Origin of the sequence: Pseudomonas fontis (genome assembly GCF_028656955.1) — a bacterium.
In the GTDB taxonomy this organism is placed as follows: Bacteria; Pseudomonadota; Gammaproteobacteria; order Pseudomonadales; family Pseudomonadaceae; genus Aquipseudomonas; species Aquipseudomonas fontis.
In genome coordinates this window covers 19,881-38,932 of sequence record NZ_JAMDGY010000083.1, presented here as the reverse complement: position 1 = coordinate 38,932, position 19,052 = coordinate 19,881, and the positions used below count along the sequence as shown (strand labels likewise).

Genomic DNA, 19,052 nt, shown 5'->3' with positions numbered 1-19,052 from the left:
GGTTTCCAGGAGCTGAACGTCAGCCTGGGCGGCACCCTGCATCAACGTGTCCAGGAACTGCCGGGCTACCTTGACCACCGCGAGCCGCACGACGCGCCGCTGGAAGAGCAGTACAGCCCGCGTCACCTGGTGCATGTGCAGGCAGGGGGGAAATTCGAACAGCTGGGTCTGCCGGCGAGCTTCATGGTCAACTCGCTGCACAGCCAAGGCATCGACCGCCTGGCTGACGGCTTGCGCGCCGAAGCCCTGGCTCCGGACGGGCTGATCGAAGCGGTGTCCATGGAGGACGCACCCGGCTTTGTGCTCGGCGTGCAATGGCACCCGGAATGGCGCTTCCTCGACAACCCGGTTTCGCTGCGCCTGTTCAAGGCGTTCCGCGAAGCCTGCCTGGCCCATGCGGCCGGACAACGTTACCGGGAGGAGGCCCTATAAGGTCACCCGGCTAACACCGGATTGCAGCACCAGACAACAGATTCATTGAGTGAAAGCGGATGCCAGATGGGGCGTCCTGAAAAACAATACCAATAGCGGCGGCAAACTCATGAGTAATTACACTGAAGCAGGCCGGCCACCCGGTACGGGGGCTGCTTGCGCTCAGGCAGATGGTACGAGCGTACCATCGAAGTCCAAGGGGCTGGCCAAGGGCCGGCTCGGACTGCTGGCCAGCATTGTGCTGGGCATCTCCACCATTGCACCGGTGTACACCCTCACCGGCGCGCTCGGCCCGACCGTGCGCGAAGTCGGCCAGCACCTGCCGGCGGTCTTCATTGTCGGCTTCCTGCCGATGCTGCTGGTTGCCCTGGGCTACCGCGAGCTGAACGCGGCGGAACCGGACAGCGGCACCTCCTTCACCTGGTCGGCGCGGGCGTTCGGCCCGATGATCGGCTGGATCGGCGGCTGGGGCCTGGTCACGGCGACCACTATCGTACTGTCCAACCTCGCTGGGGTGGCGGTCGACTTCTTCTATCTGTTCCTCGGGCAACTCACGGGGGACCATGCAATTGCCGCGCTTGCCGACAATTTGCTGATAAACGTAACCACCTGCTGCATCTTCATCGCCATGGCCGTGTGGATCTGCTGCCGCGGAATCGGCACGACCATGACGGTGCAATATGCACTGGTGGCCCTACAGTTGGTTGTACTCGTGGGCTTTGCGATCGCCGCGTTTGGCGGCTCGATGGAAGCGCCACCGCTGGCGTTCGACGCCGACTGGTTCAACCCGTTTGGCGTCGAGTCGTTCTCGGCGTTCACCGCCGGCCTGTCGCTGTCGATCTTCATCTTCTGGGGTTGGGATGTATGCCTGACCGTCAGTGAAGAGTCGGTCGGCAGTGAAGAAGTGCCGGGCCGTGCCGCGACCCTGACCGTGTTGCTGATCCTTGGCCTGTACCTGGTCACGGCGATTGCCACGCTGCAATTTGCCGGTATCGGCGACATCGGCCTGGGCCTGGGCAACCCGCGCATTCAGGAAAACGTCTTTGCGCACCTGGCCGGCCCCGTCATGGGCCCGCTGGCGATCCTGATGTCCATCGCGGTGCTGGCCAGCACCGCTGCGTCGTTGCAGTCGACCTTCGTTTCCCCGGCGCGCACGCTGCTTGCCATGGGCTACTACGGCGCCGTGCCGCAGCGTTTTGCCAACATCTGCCCGCGCTCGCAAACGCCACGCTACGCCACCATCTGCGCAGGGGTTGCCGCCGGTGTGTTCTACGTGACCATGCGCACCCTGAGCGAGAACGTCCTGGCTGACACCATCACTGCCCTGGGCATGATGATCTGCTTCTACTATTCGCTGACCGCCTTCGCCTGTGTCTGGTACTTCCGCCACAGCCTGACCGACAGCCTGCGTCACTTCCTGCTGCGTGGCCTGTGCCCGCTGCTCGGTGGCGGCATTCTCTCGGTGATCTTCGTGCAGACGGCCATCGACAGCGCTTCGCCGTCGTTCGGCAGCGGTTCTCATGTAGGGGGGTTGGGGCTGGTGTTCGTGATCGCGATGATCATTCTGCTGCTGGGCATCGTGCTGATGCTGTGGTCACGCCAGCCAGCAGTTGCTTGAGCAGCTCACCGTGACGCAGTTGCTGTTGCGACTGCAGCAGGCGGTTGGCACGGAACACCGCCTTGAGGTCTTCCAGGGCAGTGGCGAAGTCGTCGTTGATGATGACGAACTCGTACTCGTCGTAATGCTCCATCTCGCTAACCGCTTCGCGCATGCGCCCCTCGATGATTTCATCGCTGTCGGTGCCACGGTTGGTCAGGCGCTGACGCAGCGCCTGCTGGCTTGGCGGCAGAATGAAGATCGAGCGCGCCTCCGGCATCAGCTCACGCACTTGTTGTGCACCCTGCCAGTCGATTTCCAGGATCAGGTCCAGGCCTTGGTCGAGGGTCTGCTGCAGCGCGCTGCGCGAGGTTCCGTAGCAGTTGCCGAACACTTCGGCCTGCTCGAGGAAGTCGCCCTGCTCAATCATCTGATCGAACTGCTCACGGGCGACGAAGTGATAGTTCACCCCGTCGTGCTCGCCTGGGCGCATGGCGCGGGTGGTGTGCGAAACCGAGACGCGAATGTGGTTCAGGTCGTCGGTGAGGGCCTTGACCAGGCTGGTCTTGCCGGCGCCCGAAGGGGCCGAGACGATAAACAGGGTGCCGCTGCAGTGATTCATGGTGGGGGTGGCCTTACTCGATGTTCTGTACTTGTTCACGCATCTGCTCGATCAGTACCTTGAGGTTGACCGCCGATTGGGTGCTGCGTGGGTCGAAGGCTTTGGAGCCCAGGGTGTTGGCTTCGCGGTTGAGTTCCTGCATCAGGAAGTCCAGGCGCCGGCCAGCTGCGCCGCCAGACTTGAGCACGCGACGCACTTCGGCCACATGGGTGGCGAGGCGGTCGAGCTCTTCGGCGACATCGCTCTTCTGCGCGAGCAGGACCATTTCCTGCTCCAGGCGCTGCGGGTCGAGTTCGGCCTGCATGTCGTGGAAGCGGTCGAGGACCTTCTGGCGCTGGGTAGCGAGCATCTGCGGCACCAGTGCGCGCAGGGTGGTGACTTCCTGGCTCATGCTGTCCAGGCGCTCGTTGATCAGGCGGGCCAGCTCGCTGCCTTCGCGCTGACGGCCGTTCTTCAATTCCTTCAAGGCTTCTTCAAACAGCGCCGTGGCGGCGCTGTTGAGGGCTTGCGGATCAGTCGCATCGCCCACCAGCACGCCAGGCCAGGCCAGCACTTCCAACGGGTTGAGCGGTGCCGGCTGCTGGATCAGGCTGGCGACGGTCTCGGCGGCGGCAACCAGTTGCGCGGCGCGTTCACGGTCTACCTGCAGCGGCTTGCCGGCGTTTTCCTCGTTGAAGCGCAGGGTGCATTCCACCTTGCCGCGCGACAGGCCCTGGCGCAGGGCTTCGCGCACGGAGCCTTCGAGGTCGCGCAAGGATTCCGGCAGGCGCAGGTGCGGCTCCAGGTAGCGGTGGTTGACCGAGCGCAGTTCCCAGATGAGGGTGCCTTGGGCCCCGGCGCGTTCAGCGCGGGCGAAGGCGGTCATGCTGTGCACCATGGGAAGTACCTCGCAGAAAGTAGAAGGGAAGCCAAACGGCTGCAAAGGCGCAGGATTGTAGCGCAGTGCGCGGCCGGCTCCCAATTAACTGATGGTACAAAGTCTGTGCAGGGCGTAGGCAAATCCCGACCAATGCCTATGTAACGGGCATTAAAACCCCTGAGTCGTGCCGATTCGCGAGCGGGCATGTCCAGCAGGCGCCCGGCACTCTATAATGCTCGGCAAGATTTAAAGCCCAGTACAGGTACTCCCAAATGAAACGTCCAAGTGGTCGCGCTGCCGATCAGCTCCGCTCGATCCGCATCACCCGCAACTACACCAAGCACGCCGAGGGGTCGGTACTGGTCGAGTTTGGCGACACCAAAGTCGTCTGCACGGTCAGCGTCGAAAATGGTGTTCCACGCTTCCTCAAAGGCCAGGGCCAGGGTTGGCTGACCGCTGAATACGGCATGCTGCCGCGTTCGACCGGCGAGCGTAACCAGCGTGAAGCCAGCCGTGGCAAGCAAGGCGGCCGTACCCTCGAAATCCAGCGCCTGATCGGCCGTTCCCTGCGCGCTGCGCTGGACATGAGCAAGCTCGGCGACATCACCCTGTACGTCGACTGCGACGTGATCCAGGCTGATGGCGGCACCCGCACCGCATCGATCACCGGTGCCATGGTGGCGCTGGTTGATGCCCTGCGTGTGGTCAAGAAACGTGGCGGCCTGAAAGGTGGCGACCCGCTCAAGCACATGATTGCCGCCGTATCGGTCGGCATGTACAAGGGCGAAGCGGTACTCGACCTCGACTACCTGGAAGACTCGGCCGCCGAGACTGACCTGAACGTGGTCATGACCAGCGCTGGTGGTTTCATTGAAGTGCAGGGCACTGCCGAGGGCGCGCCGTTCCAGCCTGAAGAGCTCAACGCCATGCTGGCGCTGGCACAGAAGGGCATGACCGACCTGTTCGAACTGCAGCAGGCCTCGCTGGCTGACTGATTCACCCCAAGGAGCTGTCATGGCCGACGAGCCGATTGCATTGCCACTGCCCGGTGAAGAAGCGCGCAAATGGGCGATGTTGTGTCACCTGTCGGCCGTGGTCGGGTTGTTCTTCCCGTTCGGCAACCTGGTTGCGCCGGTGTTGCTGTGGTTGTGGAAGAAGGACCTGGACCCGTATATCGATGCGCAGGGCAAGGAAGTGCTGAACTTCCAGATCACCGTGACGATTGCGGCGATGCTCTGTGTGGTGACGGCGGCGCTGTTGATCGGCGGCCTGTTGTTCCCGGTGGTGGTGATTGGCGCGATCGTGCTGACTATCTATGCCGCGGTGAAGGTGAGCGCAGCCTCTCGGCAGCGGCTACAGACAACCGGGTTGCAAAGATTGCACCCACAAAAAAGCCGACCTCACAGTCGGCTTTTTTGCAGCTGGACGATCAGATCGTCAGCGTCCAGTCATAGTCCACGATCAGTGGCGCATGCTGGGAGAAGCGTGGCTGACGCGGCAAGCGCGCGCTACGCACGAAGCGGCGCAGGCCCGGGGTCAGCAGCTGGTAGTCGAAACGCCAGCCCAGGTTGAGCATCTCGGCCTGCTCGTTGTCGGGCCACCAGCTGTACTGGTCACCTTCACGGCTGACTTCACGCAGGGCATCCACATAGCCCATGTTGCCGACGATCTCGTCCATCCAGGCCCGCTCAGGCGCCAGGAAACCCGGCGACTGCTGGCCGTCGCGCCAGTTTTTCACGTCAAGCTTCTGCTGCGCCACATACAACGAGCCGCAATAGATGTACTCACGACGCTTGCGTCGCTGCTTGTCCAGGTACTTGCCAAAATCGTCCATCAACTTGAATTTCTGGTTCAAGTCTTCATCGCCGTTCTGCCCGGAAGGCAGCAGCAAGGTAGCAATACTGACTTTGTCGAAATCGGCTTGCAGGTATCGCCCGTAGCGATCGGCTGTCTCGAAGCCCAGGCCGCTGATGACTGCCTTGGGCTGCAACCGCGAATAAAGTGCCACGCCGCCTTGGGCGGGAACTTCTGCGTCGCAGGCATAAAGGAAGTAGCCATCGAGCTGGAAAGCTGGATCGTCGAGTTCAAAGGCCGAGGCGCGGGTATCCTGTAGGCAGATGACGTCGGCATTCTGGGCTTGTAGCCAGCTGAGCAAACCTCGCTCAACGGCAGCCTGAATGCCATTAACGTTCACACTGATGATCCGCATAAATGGCCCCAAAAATCTCGTGCGTGTATGATACCCGAGCTGTACTCAATTAGCTAAATCCGTGGTATCCGGGACTCTACATGCAGCCGTATCAGCGCGAATTCATTCGTTTTGCCATCGATCGCGGGGTTCTGCGTTTCGGTGAGTTCACTCTCAAGTCGGGTCGCACCAGCCCGTATTTCTTCAATGCCGGCCTGTTCAACAGCGGTTCGGCCCTGGCCCAGCTCGGTCGGTTCTATGCGGCGGCGATCGTCGACAGCAAGATCCCGTTCGACGTGCTGTTCGGCCCGGCCTACAAGGGTATTCCACTGGCGGCTACCACTGCCGTGGCCCTGGCCGAGCATCATGACCTGGACCTGCCGTGGTGTTTCAACCGCAAGGAAGCCAAGGCTCACGGTGAGGGCGGCAGCCTGGTTGGCGCACCGCTGACCGGCGAGGTGCTGATCATCGATGACGTGATCACGGCGGGCACTGCCATCCGTGAGGTCATGCAGATCATCCAGAGCCAGCAGGCCAAGGCGGCGGGCGTGTTGATCGCGCTGAACCGTCAGGAGCGTGGCAATGGTGAGCTGTCGGCGATCCAGGAAGTGGAGCGCGACTTCGGTATTCCGGTGGTCAGCATCGTTTCGCTGACTCAGGTGCTGGAGTTCCTCGCCGATGACCCGGCGCTCCAGCAGCATTTACCGGCGGTAGAAGCCTACCGGGCGCAATACGGTATCTGATGCATGAAAAAGGCGACCTGAGGGTCGCCTTTTTTGTGGTCGCGTTTCTTACTCGGGGTACGGATCGCCTACTGCATCACCTTGCCCGGTGAGAATCCGCCAACCCATCAGGGTATGCGGCAGCCGGTCGAGGTTGGGGCAGGGAGGCATCGAGGTCTTGCTCTGGTTCGAATAGCCGCGACCGCAATCGACACATTCGTAGGAACCAGCCGAAACGTCACTGCCGTAAGGGACAAAGTCTTTCTGAGCCATGGTCGGATCTCCGGTGGGGAAGATTCGAGCCTAAGGCAAACTCAATCAGAAGCGCGGTAGTCCTTTTCCTTCAAGGCAGTAGGACGGATCCGACTTGTGAGGGCGGGACTCGCCCGCTCCCACAGGGTATTCAGCGTGGCTTGCAGTTGCTGATCAGGGTACCCACGCCGCTGTCGGTGAAGATCTCCAGCAGCACCGCATTCGGTACGCGACCGTCAATGATGTGCGAGCTGTTGACCCCGCCCTGGACCGCTTCCAGTGCACAGCGGATCTTCGGCAGCATGCCGCCGTAGATGGTGCCGTCGGCGATCAGTTCGTTGACTTGCTCGGTGGTCAGCCCGGTCAGCACGGTGCCTTGCTTGTCCATCAGGCCGGCGATGTTGGTCAGCAGCATCAGCTTCTCGGCTTTCAGTGCCTCGGCAACCTTGCCCGCTACCAGGTCGGCGTTGATGTTGTACGACTCGCCATTGGCACCCACGCCGATTGGCGCGATCACCGGAATGAAATCGCCCTTCACCAGCATGTTCAGCAGGTCGGTGTTCACCCCGACCACTTCGCCGACATGGCCGATGTCGATGATTTCCGGGGTGGTCATTTCCGGGGTCTGGCGGGTGACGGTGAGCTTCTTCGCGCGAATCAGCTCGGCATCCTTGCCCGTCAGGCCGATGGCGCTGCCGCCATGGCGGTTGATCAGGTTGACGATGTCCTTGTTCACCTGGCCGCCCAGTACCATCTCGACCACGTCCATGGTCTGCGCATCAGTGACGCGCATGCCGTCGATGAAGTGGCTTTCAATCGATAGACGCTTGAGCAGGTCACCGATCTGCGGGCCGCCACCGTGCACGACCACCGGGTTGATGCCCACGGCCTTCATCAGCACGATGTCGCGGGCAAAGCCGGTCTTGAGCTCTTCGCTCTCCATCGCGTTGCCGCCGTACTTGATCACCAGGGTCTTGCCGACAAAGCGTCGGATATACGGCAGCGCTTCGGACAGTACCTGGGCGACATGGGTGGCGGCATCGCGATCGAGGGTCATGCAGGGCTCCAATGGTGGAACTAAGGGTCGGTCAGAACGGTAATTGCAAGTCGGGGGCAACACGCTTCAACTGGGCGTGGAAGACGTCCTTGATGCGTTGCAGTTCGGCGTCAGTGTCAGCCTCGAAGCGCAGCACCAGTACCGGCGTGGTATTGGAGGCGCGCACCAGGCCCCAGCCATGGGCATAGTCGACCCGCACACCATCGATGGTGGTCAGGTTGGCTTCGCCCCAGTCGGCGTCGCGTTGCAGTGCAGCAATGATGCTGAATTTACCCTCGTCCGTCACATCAATGTTGATTTCGGGCGTGGAAATATCGTTCGGGAAGCCGGCGAACAGCGTTTCGGCGTCGATCTGCTCCTGGCTGAGGATCTCCAGCAGACGCGCAGCGCTGTAGATGCCGTCGTCGAAGCCGTACCAGCGTTCCTTGATGAAGATGTGCCCGCTCATCTCACCGGCGAGCAGGGCGCCGGTCTGTTTCATCTTCTTCTTGATCAACGAATGACCGGTCTTCCACATTAGCGCGCGGCCGCCATATTGCTCGATCAACGGCAGCAGGCGCCGGGTGCATTTGACGTCGAAGATGATTTCGGCGCCGGGGTTGCGGGCCAATACGTCCTTGGCGAACAGCATCAGCAGACGGTCCGGGTAGACGATGCTGCCGGTATTGGTCACCACGCCGACGCGGTCGCCGTCACCGTCGAAGGCCAGGCCGATGTCGGCGCCGGTTTCCTTCACCTTGGCGATCAGGTCGACCAGGTTTTCCGGCTTGCCCGGGTCCGGGTGGTGGTTGGGGAAGTTGCCGTCCACCTCGCAGAACAGCGGGATCACTTCGCAGTTCAGGGCTTCGATCAACTGCGGGGCAATCACCCCGGCGGCGCCGTTGCCGCAGTCCACGACCACCTTCAGGCGCTTGGCCAGCTTGATGTCGCCGACGATCTGCTGGAAGTAGCGGTCAAGGATCTCGACCTTGTGCACGCTGCCTTCGCCACGGCTCAGGTCGCTGTTTTTCAGGCGGGTGAGCAGGGCCTGGATCTGTTCATTGGCCAGGGTGTCGCCGGCAATGACGATCTTGAAACCGTTGTAGTTCGACGGGTTGTGGCTACCGGTGAGCATCACCCCGGATTTGCCGGCAAGCACGTTGGCGGCGAAATACAGGGCAGGGGTAGGGACCAGGCCGACGTCGCTGACGCGACAGCCAGCTTCGACCAGGCCCTTGATCAGTTGTTCGACCAGCAGGGGGCCGGACAGGCGGCCATCACGGCCGACCGACACGTCGGGTTCGCCCTGGGCCAGGCTTTGTGCACCGATGGCGCGGCCGATCCAGTAGGCGGTCTCGGCGCTCAGGGTGTCACCGACCACGCCACGAATATCGTAGGCGCGGAAGATGCTTTCAGGCAGTGCGGGTACCAGGTGTGCCATGTCGTTCATCTCTGGGAGCTCCAATTTCCAAGGCTTTCGCTGCAGGCTCAAACTGAACGCTTGGACGGCAATATCGCCAGAGAGTTCGCCATCCTTGGCGGTCAGCAGCTGGGTGTCAGGCTCAGTTGGTGCCCGAATGCCCGAAGCCGCCCGCGCCACGCTGGGTTTCGTCGAAGGTCTCGACGATGTCGAAATGTGCCTGCACCACCGGCACCAGCACCAGTTGGGCGATGCGTTCGCCGATGGTGATGGTGAAGGCGGTGTTGCCACGGTTCCAGCACGACACCATCAGTTCGCCCTGGTAGTCGGAGTCGATCAGGCCGACCAGGTTGCCGAGCACGATGCCGTGTTTGTGGCCCAGGCCCGAGCGCGGCAGGATCAGTGCCGCCAGGCCCGGGTCGCCGACGTAGATCGACAGGCCGGTGGGGATCAGGACGGTCTGGCCCGGCTCAAGGACGGTGTCTTCCTTGAGCATGGCGCGCAGGTCGAGGCCGGCCGAGCCTGGGGTGGCGTACTGCGGCAGCGGGAATTCGGCGCCGATGCGCGGGTCGAGGATCTTGGCTTGTAGAGCGTGCATGCGAAATTAAACCTGGTTGAGACGTTCGGCGATAAAAGCGACCAACTGACGGGCGATCTTGCCCTTGCTGGTCTGCGCGAAGAGGGTTTCGTGGAGTTGGCGGTCGATCACGCTGACGGCGTTTTCCTCGCTGTTGAAGCCGATGCTGGGGTTGGCCACATCGTTGGCGACGATCAGGTCGAGGTTCTTGTCCTTGAGCTTGCGCGCGGCGTAATCGAGCAGGTGTTCGGTCTCGGCGGCGAAGCCGACGCTGAACGGGCGGTCTGCACGGGTGGCGATGGTGGCGAGGATGTCCGGGTTGCGGACCATCTGCAGCAACAGGCCGTCACCGGTCGTAGGGTCTTTCTTCAATTTTTGTGGTGCAACGACCTCTGGGCGGTAGTCCGCTACCGCTGCCGAGGCGATGAACAGGTCGCAGGGGATGGCCGCTTCGCAGGCCGCGAGCATGTCGCGGGCGCTGACCACGTCGATGCGCGTGACCCGGTCCGGGGTCGGCAGGTGCACCGGGCCGGTGACCAGGGTCACGCGGGCGCCGGCTTCGGCCGCCGCTTCGGCCAGGGCAAAGCCCATCTTGCCGGAGCTGTGGTTGGTGATGTAGCGCACCGGGTCGATGTTTTCCTGGGTCGGGCCGGCGGTAATCAGCACGTGCTTGCCGGTCAGCGACTGGCGCTGGAAGGTTTCGGCGGCGCACCAGGCCAGCTCAGTGGCCTCGAGCATGCGGCCAAGGCCGACGTCACCGCAGGCCTGGCTGCCCGACGCCGGGCCGAACACCTGGATCTGCCGGCTTTGCAGCAGCTCGAGGTTGGCCTGGGTGGCCGGGTCGCGCCACATGGCCTGGTTCATGGCCGGGGCCACGGCCACGGTGGCGTCGGTGGCCAGCACCAGGGTGGTCAGCAGGTCGTCGGCCACGCCTTGGGCCAGGCGCGCGATCAGGTCGGCGGTGGCTGGGGCAATCAGCACCAGGTCGGCCCATTTGGCCAGTTCGATGTGGCCCATCGCCGCTTCGGCAGCGGGGTCCAATAGGTCCATGTGCACAGGGTGCCCGGACAGGGCCTGCATGGTCAGGGGGGTAATGAACTCCGCCCCGCCACGGGTCATGACCACGCGCACCTGGGCACCGTGGTCCAGAAGTCGGCGAACCAGCTCGGCGCTCTTGTAGGCGGCAATACCGCCGCCGACGCCGAGAACAATGCGTTTCCGATACAGCCGCTGCATAGGCTTGCCTTTGTTGATCAGTGTTTGCACGCGACGACGACGCCTCCCCAGGCCGGTTCGTCGCGCAAAAATGAGGCGGCTAGATTAGCACAGCGCTGAAACCGGGAGCAGCAACGGATAGACAGGGAGGCATGCAATGAGCATCAGGGAATGGCCGGTGGCGGAACGTCCACGGGAGCGGTTGTTGCAATGCGGGGCGGCAAGCCTTTCCGATGCGGAATTGCTGGCGGTTTTTTTGCGAACCGGGGTGGCCGGCAAAAGCGCGGTCGATCTGGCGCGTTGCCTGCTGAAGAAGTTCGGCGGCCTCAGGGCCTTGATGGAGGCGGACATGTCCACCTTCCTTGGCGAGCTCGGCCTGGGGCCTGCCAAATACACCCAGTTGCAGGCGGTGATGGAAATCGGTCGGCGCCACCTGGCAGAGACCATCGAGCGTGAGCCGGCCCTGTGCAGCCCGGCTGCGGTGCGCCGGTACCTCAAGGCGATGCTGCGCCACGAGTCGAGCGAGGCGTTTGCTTGCCTGTTTCTGGACACCAAGCAGCGGCCGCTGGGCTTCGAGATCCTGTTTCGCGGCTCCATCGACAGTGCGCGGGTGTACCCGCGGGAGGTGGTCAAGCGTTCCCTGGCGCACAACGCGGCGGCCTTGATCCTGTGTCACAACCACCCCTCCGGGGTGCCCGAGCCGAGTCAGGCCGACCTGCACATGACCCTGCAGCTCAAGGAAGCCCTGGGGCTGGTAGAGGTGCGCGTGCTCGACCACATCATCATCGGCGACGGAGAGCCGCTGTCGATGGTCGAGCACGGCTGGCTCAAGGCTTGAGCGTAACCCCGGCAAAGTCCTGGCGACCGAACGGGCTCACCTGATAACCCTCCACGCCCTGGCGCATCAGCGCTGCGGCGGTTGGGTGCGCCAGTGGCAGCCACAGGGCCTGCTGCTGGATCTGCGCCTGGGCCTGCTGGTACAGGCGGCTGCGCACGCTCTGGTCGGTGGTGGTCTTGCCGGCGCTGATCAACTGGTCCAGGCGGCTGTCGCAGTAGCGCGCGAAGTTGGTCCCGGACTTGACCGCTGCGCAGGCAAATTGCGGGCTGAGGAAGTTGTCCGGGTCGCCGTTGTCGCCTGCCCAGCCCATGAACAGCAAGTCGTGCTCGGCCGCCTTGGCACGGCGGATCAGCTCGCCCCATTCGATCACGCGGATCTCGGCCTTGATGCCGACCTTGGCCAGGTCGGCCTGGAGCAGTTGCGCGCCGAGGCTCGGGTTGGGGTTGAGCAGGCTGCCCGACGGGCGGGTCCAGATCGTGGTGCTGAAGCCTTCTGCCAAACCGGCTTTTTTCAGCAGTTCGCGGGCCTTGTCCTGATCGTAGGGGTAGCCGGGCAAGTCCTTGGCGTAGCTCCAGGTGTTCGGTGGGTAAGGGCCGTTGGCGGCCACTGCGGTGTCTTCAAACACTGCCTTGAGGTAGCTGGCCTTGTCGAACGCCAGGTTGATGGCCTGGCGCACTTCGACTTTGTCAAAAGGAGGGTGCTGGCTGTTGATCGCAACAAATGCCGTCATGAAGGCTTCTGTTTTCGCGATTTTCAATGTTGAGTCAGTGCTGGCCGCAGCGATGTCCAGGGGCTTTGGCGAGAGCGCAATCTGGCACTCGTTGCGCTTGAGCTTTTGCAGGCGCACGTTGGCATCCGGGGTGATGGCGAACACCAGCGGGTCGATGGCCGGCTTGCCCGCGAAGTAGTCCGGGTTGGCTCGATAGCGCACCACCGCATCCTTCTGGAAACGGTTGAAAACGAATGGTCCGGTGCCGATGGGCTGGCTGTTGAGCTTCTCCGGCGTCCCGGCCTTGAGCAACTGGTCGGCGTACTCGGCCGAGTAGATCGAGGCAAAGCCCATGCTCAGGGTGGCGAGGAAGGTCGCGTCGGCGTGGTCGAGGGTGAAGCGCACGGTCAGCGGGTCCGGGGTCTCGATCTGCTTGATCAGGCTTGGCAGCTGCAGCGACTGGGCATGGGGGTAACCGCTCTGGGCGATCTTGTGCCAGGAGTGCGCCGGGTAAATCATGCGCTGGAAGCTGAACAGCACGTCGTCGGCATCCAGGGTACGGCCGGGCTTGAAATAGGCGGTGCTGTGGAATTTCACCCCGGCACGCAGCTTGAAGTCGTAGACCAGGCCGTCGGGCGACACGGTCCAGCTCTCGGCCAGGCTGGGCACCACCTTGCCGCTGGTCGCGTCGAACTCCACCAGGCGGTTCATCAGTACATCGGCGGAGGCATTGGTGGTGGTCAGTGAGTTATATTGCACCACGTCGAAGCCTTCCGGGCTGGCCTCTGTGCACACGCTCAGCGCGGCGGCCTGGGATATCGCGGGGCCGAGCAGGGCGGCGAGCAACAGGGGGAAAACGGCAGGACGCATGGGGACTCCTTGGCTGAACGATGGCCCATCTGCCGGCGCAGTCTGGAAAAGTCCTACCCTAGTGCGCAAGATTGGAAATGGCCAATGTCTTTTTTCCTATTTCTGCGACGAGTGGTCGGTGGCCGCGCAAGCCCCCAGCCACGGCGCGCGGCAGCGTAAAGCATTCAGGTAGATTGCAACTTGTGTTGTTGTGCTTTGGTCTTTCTGGTATAAAGCAGCGCTCTTTTCTAGGGGCTCGGTTTGTCGCATCAGCTGATCTAGCCGATAAGACCCTGAAGAAACACGGCGCCTAGCGCCAAAGACTGAGAGATTAAGCGGCCAACCCATGCCGGGTTGGGCATGTGGTTTTAGAGGGCTGAGGCATGTCGAGAGTCTGTCAAGTTACCGGTAAGGGTCCGGTAACCGGGAATAACATTTCCCACGCAAACAACAAAACCCGTCGTCGTTTCCTGCCGAACCTGCAGCATCATCGCTTCTGGGTCGAGTCCGAGAAGCGTTTCGTGCGTCTGCGCGTTTCTGCCAAAGGCATGCGCATCATCGACAAGCGCGGCATTGATGCCGTTCTGGTCGACATTCGCCGTAACGGCGCTAAGGTCTAAGGGAGAGAATCATGCGTGAATTGATCCGTCTGGTGTCGACCGCTAATACCGGCCACTTCTACACCACCGACAAGAACAAGCGCACTACTCCGGACAAAATCGAAATCAAAAAATTCGATCCGGTTGTTCGCAAGCACGTGATCTACAAGGAAGCCAAGATCAAGTAATTGATCCGGCTGACGAAAAAAGGCCCGCATCCTAGGATGCGGGCCTTTTTTTATGGGCCGGCGACGAGGGCGGCCCGGCAGGCTTACTGCTTCGGCTCGAACATCACATAGATCTTGCGGCACGGCTCCAGCACTTCCCAGGTGCCCTTGAACCCGGCCGGGATCACGAAGCGGTCACCGGCGCGCAGGGTCTTGGCAGTGCCTTCGCCGTCACGCAGCACGGACACGCCCTGGAGAATCTCGCAGTACTCGTGCTCGGTGTAATTGACCGTCCACTGGCCCACCGCGCCCTCCCAGACACCGGCCGCGAACTGATCGCACGGGCTGGAGTACTGGTTGAAGACTGCTTGTTCAGGGTCGCCCTTGAGCACTTTTTCGGCGGCCGGACGGTAGCGCTCGGCGTCGTTCAGGACCTGGGCAATGTCGATGATCTGATCAATATTCATGCAATTGCTTCCCTTTTTGTTAAATAAACTGCACATCGATAGGCATTTGGCGATGTAATGTCAAATATATTGATAATCTGGCCCCCAGTAGTTTAGGGTGGCGGGTGCCCGTAGAGCACTCTCGCTCCGGCAGAATTTCTGACAGTGCCTGTGGCCCCTCGTGCGGCACTGCATCTCAACAAGAGGAGTTTCGTATGACCACCCTGACTCGTGCGGACTGGGAACAACGCGCCCAGCAACTGAAGATCGAAGGCCGTGCTTTCATCAATGGTGAGTACACCGCCGCCGTTTCCAATGCCACGTTCGAGTGCCTGAGCCCGGTCGACGGACGCCTCCTGGCACAGATCGCCAGCTGCGACGAAGCCGACGCCAACCGCGCCGTGGAAAACGCCCGCGCCACCTTCGATTCCGGCGTCTGGTCGCGCCTGGCCCCGGCCAAGCGCAAAGCCACGCTGATCCGCTTCGCCGCGCTGCTCAAGGCGAACGTCGAAGAGCTGGCCCTGCTGGAAACCCTGGACATGGGCAAGCCGATCAGCGACTCGCTGAACATCGACGTGCCGGGTGCTGCCCAGGCGCTGCGCTGGAACGGCGAAGCCATCGACAAGGTGTATGACGAAGTTGCTGCGACCCCGCCCGACCAGCTTGGCCTGGTTACCCGTGAGCCTGTGGGCGTGGTCGCGGCCATTGTGCCGTGGAACTTTCCACTGATGATGGCGTGCTGGAAACTCGGCCCCGCGCTGGCCACCGGTAACTCGGTGATCCTCAAGCCGTCCGAGAAATCGCCCCTGACCGCAATCCGCATTGCCCAGCTGGCCATCGAAGCCGGTATTCCGGCGGGTGTGCTGAACGTACTGCCAGGCTTCGGCCACACCGTTGGCAAGGCCCTGGCCCTGCACATGGATGTGGACACCCTGGTGTTTACCGGTTCTACCAAGATCGCCAAGCAATTGATGATCTACGCCGGTGAGTCGAACATGAAGCGCGTCTGGCTGGAAGCCGGCGGCAAGAGCCCGAACATCGTCTTCGCTGATGCCCCTGACCTCAAGGCCGCCGCCGAAGCCGCCGCTGCTGCCATCGCCTTCAACCAGGGCGAAGTGTGCATTGCCGGTTCGCGCCTGCTGGTGGAGCGCTCGATCAAGGCGCAGTTCCTGCCGATGGTGCTGGAAGCCCTGAAAGCCTGGAAACCAGGGCAACCCGCTAGACCCGGCCACCACCGTCGGTGCCCTGGTCGATACCCAGCAGATGAACACCGTGCTGTCCTACATCGAAGCAGGCCACAGCGATGGCGCCAAGCTGCTGGTGGGCGGCAAGCGCATCCTCGAAGAGACCGGCGGCACCTACGTCGAACCGACCATCTTCGACGGCGTGAACAACGCCATGCGCATCGCCAAGGAAGAAATCTTCGGCCCAGTGCTGTCGGTGATCACCTTCGACACCGTCGAAGAAGCCATCGCCATCGCCAACGACACTCCGTACGGCCTGGCTGCCGGTGTATGGACCTCGAACATCTCCAAGGCCCACCACACCGCCCGTGCCCTGCGCGCTGGCAGCGTCTGGATCAACCAGTACGACGGTGGTGACATGACCGCACCGTTTGGCGGCTTCAAGCAGTCGGGCAACGGTCGCGACAAATCGCTGCACGCGCTGGACAAGTACACCGAACTCAAGGCGACCTGGATCAAGCTGTAACCCAACCAGCCTGACCTAATCGCGGGACGCGCCCGCTCCCACAGGGTTGTTGCATGACCTTGGGGGAGTGGGCTCGTCCCGCGATGCATTTAACACCCGCACAGGAGCACGAGATGCGCTGGGGGACCTATTTCGCCGTGTTGTCGGCGGTGCTCAGCGTCGGCCTGGCGCTGGGCATGAGCATGCCGCTGGTATCGCTGCGCCTGGAAAGCTGGGGTTACGGCAGCTTCGCCATCGGCGTGATGGCGGCGATGCCGGCCATTGGCGTCCTGGTCGGTGCGAGCCTGTCCAGCCGTTTGGCGGCGCGTTTCGGCACGCCAACCCTGATGCGCCTGTGCCTGCTGGCCGGGGCACTGTCCATCGCCCTGGTGGCGCTGTTGCCCAGCTACCCGGTGTGGCTGCTGCTGCGCCTGCTGATCGGGATGATCCTGACCATCGTGTTCATCCTCGGCGAAAGCTGGATCAACCAACTGGTGGTCGAACAGTGGCGCGGGCGGCTGGTGGCCTTGTATGGCAGCAGCTATGCGCTGAGCCAACTGGCGGGCCCGCTGTTGCTCGGGCTGGTCGGGTCGGAAGACGACCTGGGCCTGTGGATCGGCGCCGGGCTGTTGCTGGTGGCGCCGTTGGCCTTGCTCGGGCGAGACGGGGCGCCGACCAGTGAGGCGCACTCGGTCAGCCTGCGCGACCTGGTCGGCTTCTGCAAGAACCTGCCGGTGATCGCCTGGGCGATTGCCTTGTTCGCGGCGTTCGAAGCGATGATCCTCACCTTGTTGCCGGTGTATTGCCTGCAGCAAGGGTTCACGGCAGAGGTGGCGCTGTTCATGGTCAGCACCGTGGTGGTGGGCGATGCGCTGTTGCAACTGCCGATTGGCGCGCTGGCCGACCGCATGTCACGCAAGACCCTGTTCGGTGGCTGTGCGGTGACGTTGCTGGTCTCGAGCCTGGCCATTCCGGTGCTGATGCACACGCCGCTGATCTGGCCATTGTGGGTGCTGTTCGGGGCCAGTGCCGGTGGTTTGTTCACCCTGTCGCTGGTGCTGATCGGCGAGCGTTTTCGCGATGATGCGCTGGTGCGGGCGAATGCCCATGTTGCGCAACTCTGGGGTATCGGCTGCCTGATCGGCCCGCTGGCGGCAGGGGCCGGCAGCCAATGGGTCAGTGGTCATGCACTGCCGCTGCTGATGGCGGCCGGGGCCTTCGGCCTGGTGCTGCTGGCGCGTCGACCGAATGCGTTCGAGCCGGCGACCGCGCAGGGCTAGAGCATCTGTTCCAGGCCAACGGCCTTGCTGATCCAGGCATTGAAGCGGCGCCACAGGCCGCCGGGTTCGGTGGTCAGGGTGTGCAGTTGGCCGTTGTCCTCGGTTACCCAGACCAGTTGGCCGTCTTGCAGGCGTGGTTGGTAGCTGAGGGCCGGGGCCATGCCTTGTACGGCCAGGTCGCGGGTGTATTCGGCCAGCTCCGGGCTGTCGACCAGTACGCCGACCTCGGTGTTCCACAACACTGAACGCGGGTCGAAGTTGAACGAGCCGATAAAGGTTTTCTGCCGGTCGAAGACGATGGCCTTGCTGTGCAGGCTGGAATCGGACGAGCCGCCGAAATGGTGGAGCCTGCCACTGCTCGGCTCACCTGGCTGGCGGCGCAGTTCATGCAACTTCACCCCGTGTTCCAGCAAGGCCTTGCGGTAGGGCGCATAGCCGCCGTGCACGGCAGGTACATCGGTGGCCTCCAGTGAATTGGTCAGCAGGTCGACCGAGACCCCGGCATCGGCGCGGCTGGTCAGGTACAGCAGGCCGGTTTCTCCCGGCACGAAATACGCCGAAATCAGGATCAGCTCGTGCTGCACGCTGTTCATCTGCGGCGCCAGTTGCTGGGTCAGCAGCAGTTGGGGGTCGGGTTCATCCCGGGCCAGCACCTTGCTTGGGGCATCCCACAATGCCTGGTTGTGCGCCCAGATCAGCTCGTTGCGCCAGACATCCAGGCGTGGATGGGTCTGGTAGGCCATCAGCCGCTCATACAGCGCCTTGCGCTTGATTTTCGCATCAGCCAGCCAGGCCTCCAGGCGCTGGCGGCTGGCGCGCAGGTCGTCGGCGTCAGGCTGGAAGTAGAAAAAATCGTTGATCGGCCGGCTCAGGGCGCTGTTCCAGTACTGGTCGAAACTGTGCCCGAGCTGCTCGGCCACCGGCCCGACACCGAGCAGGTCGATGTCGGTGAAGTTGAGGTTCGGCTCGGCGTCGAAATACTCGTCACCCAGGTTGCGCCCGCCGACGATGGCCATGCTGTTGTCCACCAGGAACAGCTTGTTGTGCATGCGCCGGTGTTGCAGTGACAGGTTGAACAGGCGGCCGACGGCTCGCGTCACCCCGGTACTGCGGCCCAGCTGCAGCGGGTTGAACACGCGGATCTGGATGTTCGGGTGCGCCGCCATGGTGCCCATGGCGTCCTCCAGGTCGTCGCTGGTGGTGTCGTCGAGCAGGATACGCACGCGCACCCCGCGGTCGGCCGCCAGCAGCAGTTCCTGGAGCAAGGCGCGGGTGCTGAGGCCATCGTGGACGATGTAGTACTGCAGGTCGATGCTGCTCTGGGCGTTGCGTATCAGCTCGGCACGGGCGCGGAACGCCTCGTTGCTGTTGGGCAGCAGGCGAAAGCCGGAGCGCCCGTCATAGGCCGAGGCCTGGCGCTGCACCGAGCGGCCGAACGCCGAGTCGCCGGCCGGCATTGCCTGGCTGATGACGCGGGGCGGGCCAAGGCTGGCGCACCCGCCCAGGGCGAGTGCCAGCATCAGCAGGAAGGGCAGGGCCCGGTGATTGGTCAAAA

The 19,052-nt window shown here is 62.9% G+C and carries 18 protein-coding genes and 3 pseudogenes; 10 read left to right on the top strand and 11 right to left on the bottom strand.

The genetic code is table 11. The features are described from left to right. On the top strand, window positions 1-432 hold a 432-nt coding region (locus tag M5G11_RS22315; protein ID WP_273925364.1), incomplete at its 5' end, for a gamma-glutamyl-gamma-aminobutyrate hydrolase family protein. A gap of 109 nt (window positions 433-541) precedes the next feature. Further along, a complete protein-coding gene (locus tag M5G11_RS22310) occupies window positions 542-2,050 on the top strand; it encodes an APC family permease (protein ID WP_337994928.1) in 1,509 nt (502 codons plus the stop codon). On the opposite strand, the gene gmk is transcribed toward M5G11_RS22310, so the two are convergent. Continuing rightward, entirely contained in the window at window positions 1,992-2,651 is a 660-nt protein-coding gene (gmk, locus tag M5G11_RS22305; protein ID WP_273925362.1) for a guanylate kinase, read from the bottom strand. The genes M5G11_RS22310 and gmk overlap by 59 nt on opposite strands. Window positions 2,652-2,664: 13 nt before the next feature. Then, entirely contained in the window at window positions 2,665-3,528 is an 864-nt protein-coding gene (locus M5G11_RS22300) for a YicC/YloC family endoribonuclease (protein WP_273912700.1), read from the bottom strand. Between the two features lie 254 nt (window positions 3,529-3,782). On the opposite strand from M5G11_RS22300, the gene rph reads away from it, so the two are divergent. Both rph and M5G11_RS22290 read left to right on the top strand, forming a co-directional pair. Continuing rightward, window positions 3,783-4,505, top strand: a complete 723-nt coding sequence (gene rph / locus M5G11_RS22295; protein WP_273912699.1) for a ribonuclease PH — start codon at window positions 3,783-3,785, stop codon at window positions 4,503-4,505. Window positions 4,506-4,524: 19 nt separating this feature from the next. Continuing rightward, window positions 4,525-4,845 (top strand): annotated as a pseudogene (locus M5G11_RS22290) (DUF4870 domain-containing protein); the annotation flags it as partial. Window positions 4,846-4,939: 94 nt separating this feature from the next. Here the strand turns inward: M5G11_RS22290 and M5G11_RS22285 are convergent. Next, on the bottom strand, window positions 4,940-5,719 hold the full coding sequence (locus tag M5G11_RS22285; protein WP_116552496.1) for an exodeoxyribonuclease III: 780 nt from the start codon (window positions 5,717-5,719) through the stop codon (window positions 4,940-4,942). An 80-nt stretch (window positions 5,720-5,799) separates the two neighbouring features. Between M5G11_RS22285 and pyrE the strand changes: the two genes are divergently transcribed. Then, window positions 5,800-6,441, top strand: a complete 642-nt coding sequence (gene pyrE / locus M5G11_RS22280) for an orotate phosphoribosyltransferase (RefSeq protein ID WP_273912697.1) — start codon at window positions 5,800-5,802, stop codon at window positions 6,439-6,441. A 48-nt stretch (window positions 6,442-6,489) separates the two neighbouring features. On the opposite strand, the gene M5G11_RS22275 is transcribed toward pyrE, so the two are convergent. The 5 genes and pseudogenes from M5G11_RS22275 to coaBC form a co-directional block, all read right to left on the bottom strand. Next, entirely contained in the window at window positions 6,490-6,693 is a 204-nt protein-coding gene (locus M5G11_RS22275; protein WP_273912696.1) for a hypothetical protein, read from the bottom strand. Window positions 6,694-6,823: 130 nt separating this feature from the next. Beyond that, window positions 6,824-7,729, bottom strand: a complete 906-nt coding sequence (gene argB / locus M5G11_RS22270) for an acetylglutamate kinase (protein WP_273912695.1) — start codon at window positions 7,727-7,729, stop codon at window positions 6,824-6,826. Between the two features lie 31 nt (window positions 7,730-7,760). After that, a pseudogene (locus M5G11_RS22265) lies at window positions 7,761-9,134 on the bottom strand (phosphomannomutase/phosphoglucomutase); the annotation flags it as partial. A gap of 136 nt (window positions 9,135-9,270) precedes the next feature. Next, window positions 9,271-9,726 carry a dUTP diphosphatase gene (dut, locus tag M5G11_RS22260; RefSeq protein WP_273912694.1) on the bottom strand — a complete coding sequence of 152 codons (456 nt, stop codon included), beginning with the start codon at window positions 9,724-9,726 and terminating at the stop codon, window positions 9,271-9,273. A gap of 6 nt (window positions 9,727-9,732) precedes the next feature. Continuing rightward, complete coding sequence (gene coaBC, locus M5G11_RS22255; RefSeq protein ID WP_273912736.1) at window positions 9,733-10,941, bottom strand: bifunctional phosphopantothenoylcysteine decarboxylase/phosphopantothenate--cysteine ligase CoaBC; 1,209 nt, start codon at window positions 10,939-10,941, stop codon at window positions 9,733-9,735. Between the two features lie 136 nt (window positions 10,942-11,077). Here coaBC and radC point away from each other — a divergent pair, with 136 nt between their 5' ends. Further along, window positions 11,078-11,758 (top strand): RadC family protein, encoded by a 681-nt coding sequence (gene radC / locus M5G11_RS22250; protein WP_273912693.1) that lies wholly within the window; start codon window positions 11,078-11,080, stop codon window positions 11,756-11,758. Here the strand turns inward: radC and M5G11_RS22245 are convergent. Then, window positions 11,748-13,337, bottom strand: coding sequence for an ABC transporter substrate-binding protein (locus M5G11_RS22245; RefSeq protein ID WP_273912692.1), 1,590 nt, complete (start codon window positions 13,335-13,337; stop codon window positions 11,748-11,750). The genes radC and M5G11_RS22245 overlap by 11 nt on opposite strands. 362 nt (window positions 13,338-13,699) lie before the next feature. On the opposite strand from M5G11_RS22245, the gene rpmB reads away from it, so the two are divergent. Together rpmB and rpmG are read left to right on the top strand one after the other, a co-directional pair. Then, entirely contained in the window at window positions 13,700-13,936 is a 237-nt protein-coding gene (rpmB, locus tag M5G11_RS22240; RefSeq protein ID WP_010225868.1) for a 50S ribosomal protein L28, read from the top strand. An 11-nt stretch (window positions 13,937-13,947) separates the two neighbouring features. Further along, window positions 13,948-14,103, top strand: a complete 156-nt coding sequence (gene rpmG, locus M5G11_RS22235; protein ID WP_010225867.1) for a 50S ribosomal protein L33 — start codon at window positions 13,948-13,950, stop codon at window positions 14,101-14,103. An 83-nt stretch (window positions 14,104-14,186) separates the two neighbouring features. Here rpmG and M5G11_RS22230 read toward each other — a convergent pair whose 3' ends face one another. Beyond that, window positions 14,187-14,549, bottom strand: coding sequence for a cupin domain-containing protein (locus tag M5G11_RS22230; RefSeq protein WP_273912691.1), 363 nt, complete (start codon window positions 14,547-14,549; stop codon window positions 14,187-14,189). 194 nt (window positions 14,550-14,743) lie between these two features. On the opposite strand from M5G11_RS22230, the pseudogene M5G11_RS22225 reads away from it, so the two are divergent. Beyond that, a pseudogene (locus M5G11_RS22225) lies at window positions 14,744-16,238 on the top strand (aldehyde dehydrogenase). A 113-nt stretch (window positions 16,239-16,351) separates the two neighbouring features. Continuing rightward, window positions 16,352-17,497, top strand: coding sequence for an MFS transporter (locus tag M5G11_RS22220; RefSeq protein WP_273912689.1), 1,146 nt, complete (start codon window positions 16,352-16,354; stop codon window positions 17,495-17,497). Here M5G11_RS22220 and M5G11_RS22215 read toward each other — a convergent pair. Next, window positions 17,494-19,017 (bottom strand): phospholipase D family protein, encoded by a 1,524-nt coding sequence (locus M5G11_RS22215; RefSeq protein WP_273912735.1) that lies wholly within the window; start codon window positions 19,015-19,017, stop codon window positions 17,494-17,496. The genes M5G11_RS22220 and M5G11_RS22215 overlap by 4 nt on opposite strands. Between the last annotated feature and the right edge of the window lie 35 nt (window positions 19,018-19,052).

Bases quoted from the DNA above. Each gene is read 5' to 3' on its own strand.
- M5G11_RS22310 (WP_337994928.1), top strand. From the start codon at position 542: ATGAGTAATTACACTGAAGCAGGCCGGCCACCCGGTACGGGGGCTGCT.
- gmk (WP_273925362.1), bottom strand. From the start codon at position 2,651: ATGAATCACTGCAGCGGCACCCTGTTTATCGTCTCGGCCCCTTCGGGC.
- M5G11_RS22300 (WP_273912700.1), bottom strand. From the start codon at position 3,528: ATGGTGCACAGCATGACCGCCTTCGCCCGCGCTGAACGCGCCGGGGCC.
- rph (WP_273912699.1), top strand. From the start codon at position 3,783: ATGAAACGTCCAAGTGGTCGCGCTGCCGATCAGCTCCGCTCGATCCGC.
- M5G11_RS22285 (WP_116552496.1), bottom strand. From the start codon at position 5,719: ATGCGGATCATCAGTGTGAACGTTAATGGCATTCAGGCTGCCGTTGAG.
- pyrE (WP_273912697.1), top strand. From the start codon at position 5,800: ATGCAGCCGTATCAGCGCGAATTCATTCGTTTTGCCATCGATCGCGGG.
- M5G11_RS22275 (WP_273912696.1), bottom strand. From the start codon at position 6,693: ATGGCTCAGAAAGACTTTGTCCCTTACGGCAGTGACGTTTCGGCTGGT.
- argB (WP_273912695.1), bottom strand. From the start codon at position 7,729: ATGACCCTCGATCGCGATGCCGCCACCCATGTCGCCCAGGTACTGTCC.
- dut (WP_273912694.1), bottom strand. From the start codon at position 9,726: ATGCACGCTCTACAAGCCAAGATCCTCGACCCGCGCATCGGCGCCGAA.
- coaBC (WP_273912736.1), bottom strand. From the start codon at position 10,941: ATGCAGCGGCTGTATCGGAAACGCATTGTTCTCGGCGTCGGCGGCGGT.
- radC (WP_273912693.1), top strand. From the start codon at position 11,078: ATGAGCATCAGGGAATGGCCGGTGGCGGAACGTCCACGGGAGCGGTTG.
- M5G11_RS22245 (WP_273912692.1), bottom strand. From the start codon at position 13,337: ATGCGTCCTGCCGTTTTCCCCCTGTTGCTCGCCGCCCTGCTCGGCCCC.
- rpmB (WP_010225868.1), top strand. From the start codon at position 13,700: ATGTCGAGAGTCTGTCAAGTTACCGGTAAGGGTCCGGTAACCGGGAAT.
- rpmG (WP_010225867.1), top strand. From the start codon at position 13,948: ATGCGTGAATTGATCCGTCTGGTGTCGACCGCTAATACCGGCCACTTC.
- M5G11_RS22230 (WP_273912691.1), bottom strand. From the start codon at position 14,549: ATGAATATTGATCAGATCATCGACATTGCCCAGGTCCTGAACGACGCC.
- M5G11_RS22220 (WP_273912689.1), top strand. From the start codon at position 16,352: ATGCGCTGGGGGACCTATTTCGCCGTGTTGTCGGCGGTGCTCAGCGTC.
- M5G11_RS22215 (WP_273912735.1), bottom strand. From the start codon at position 19,017: ATGCTGGCACTCGCCCTGGGCGGGTGCGCCAGCCTTGGCCCGCCCCGC.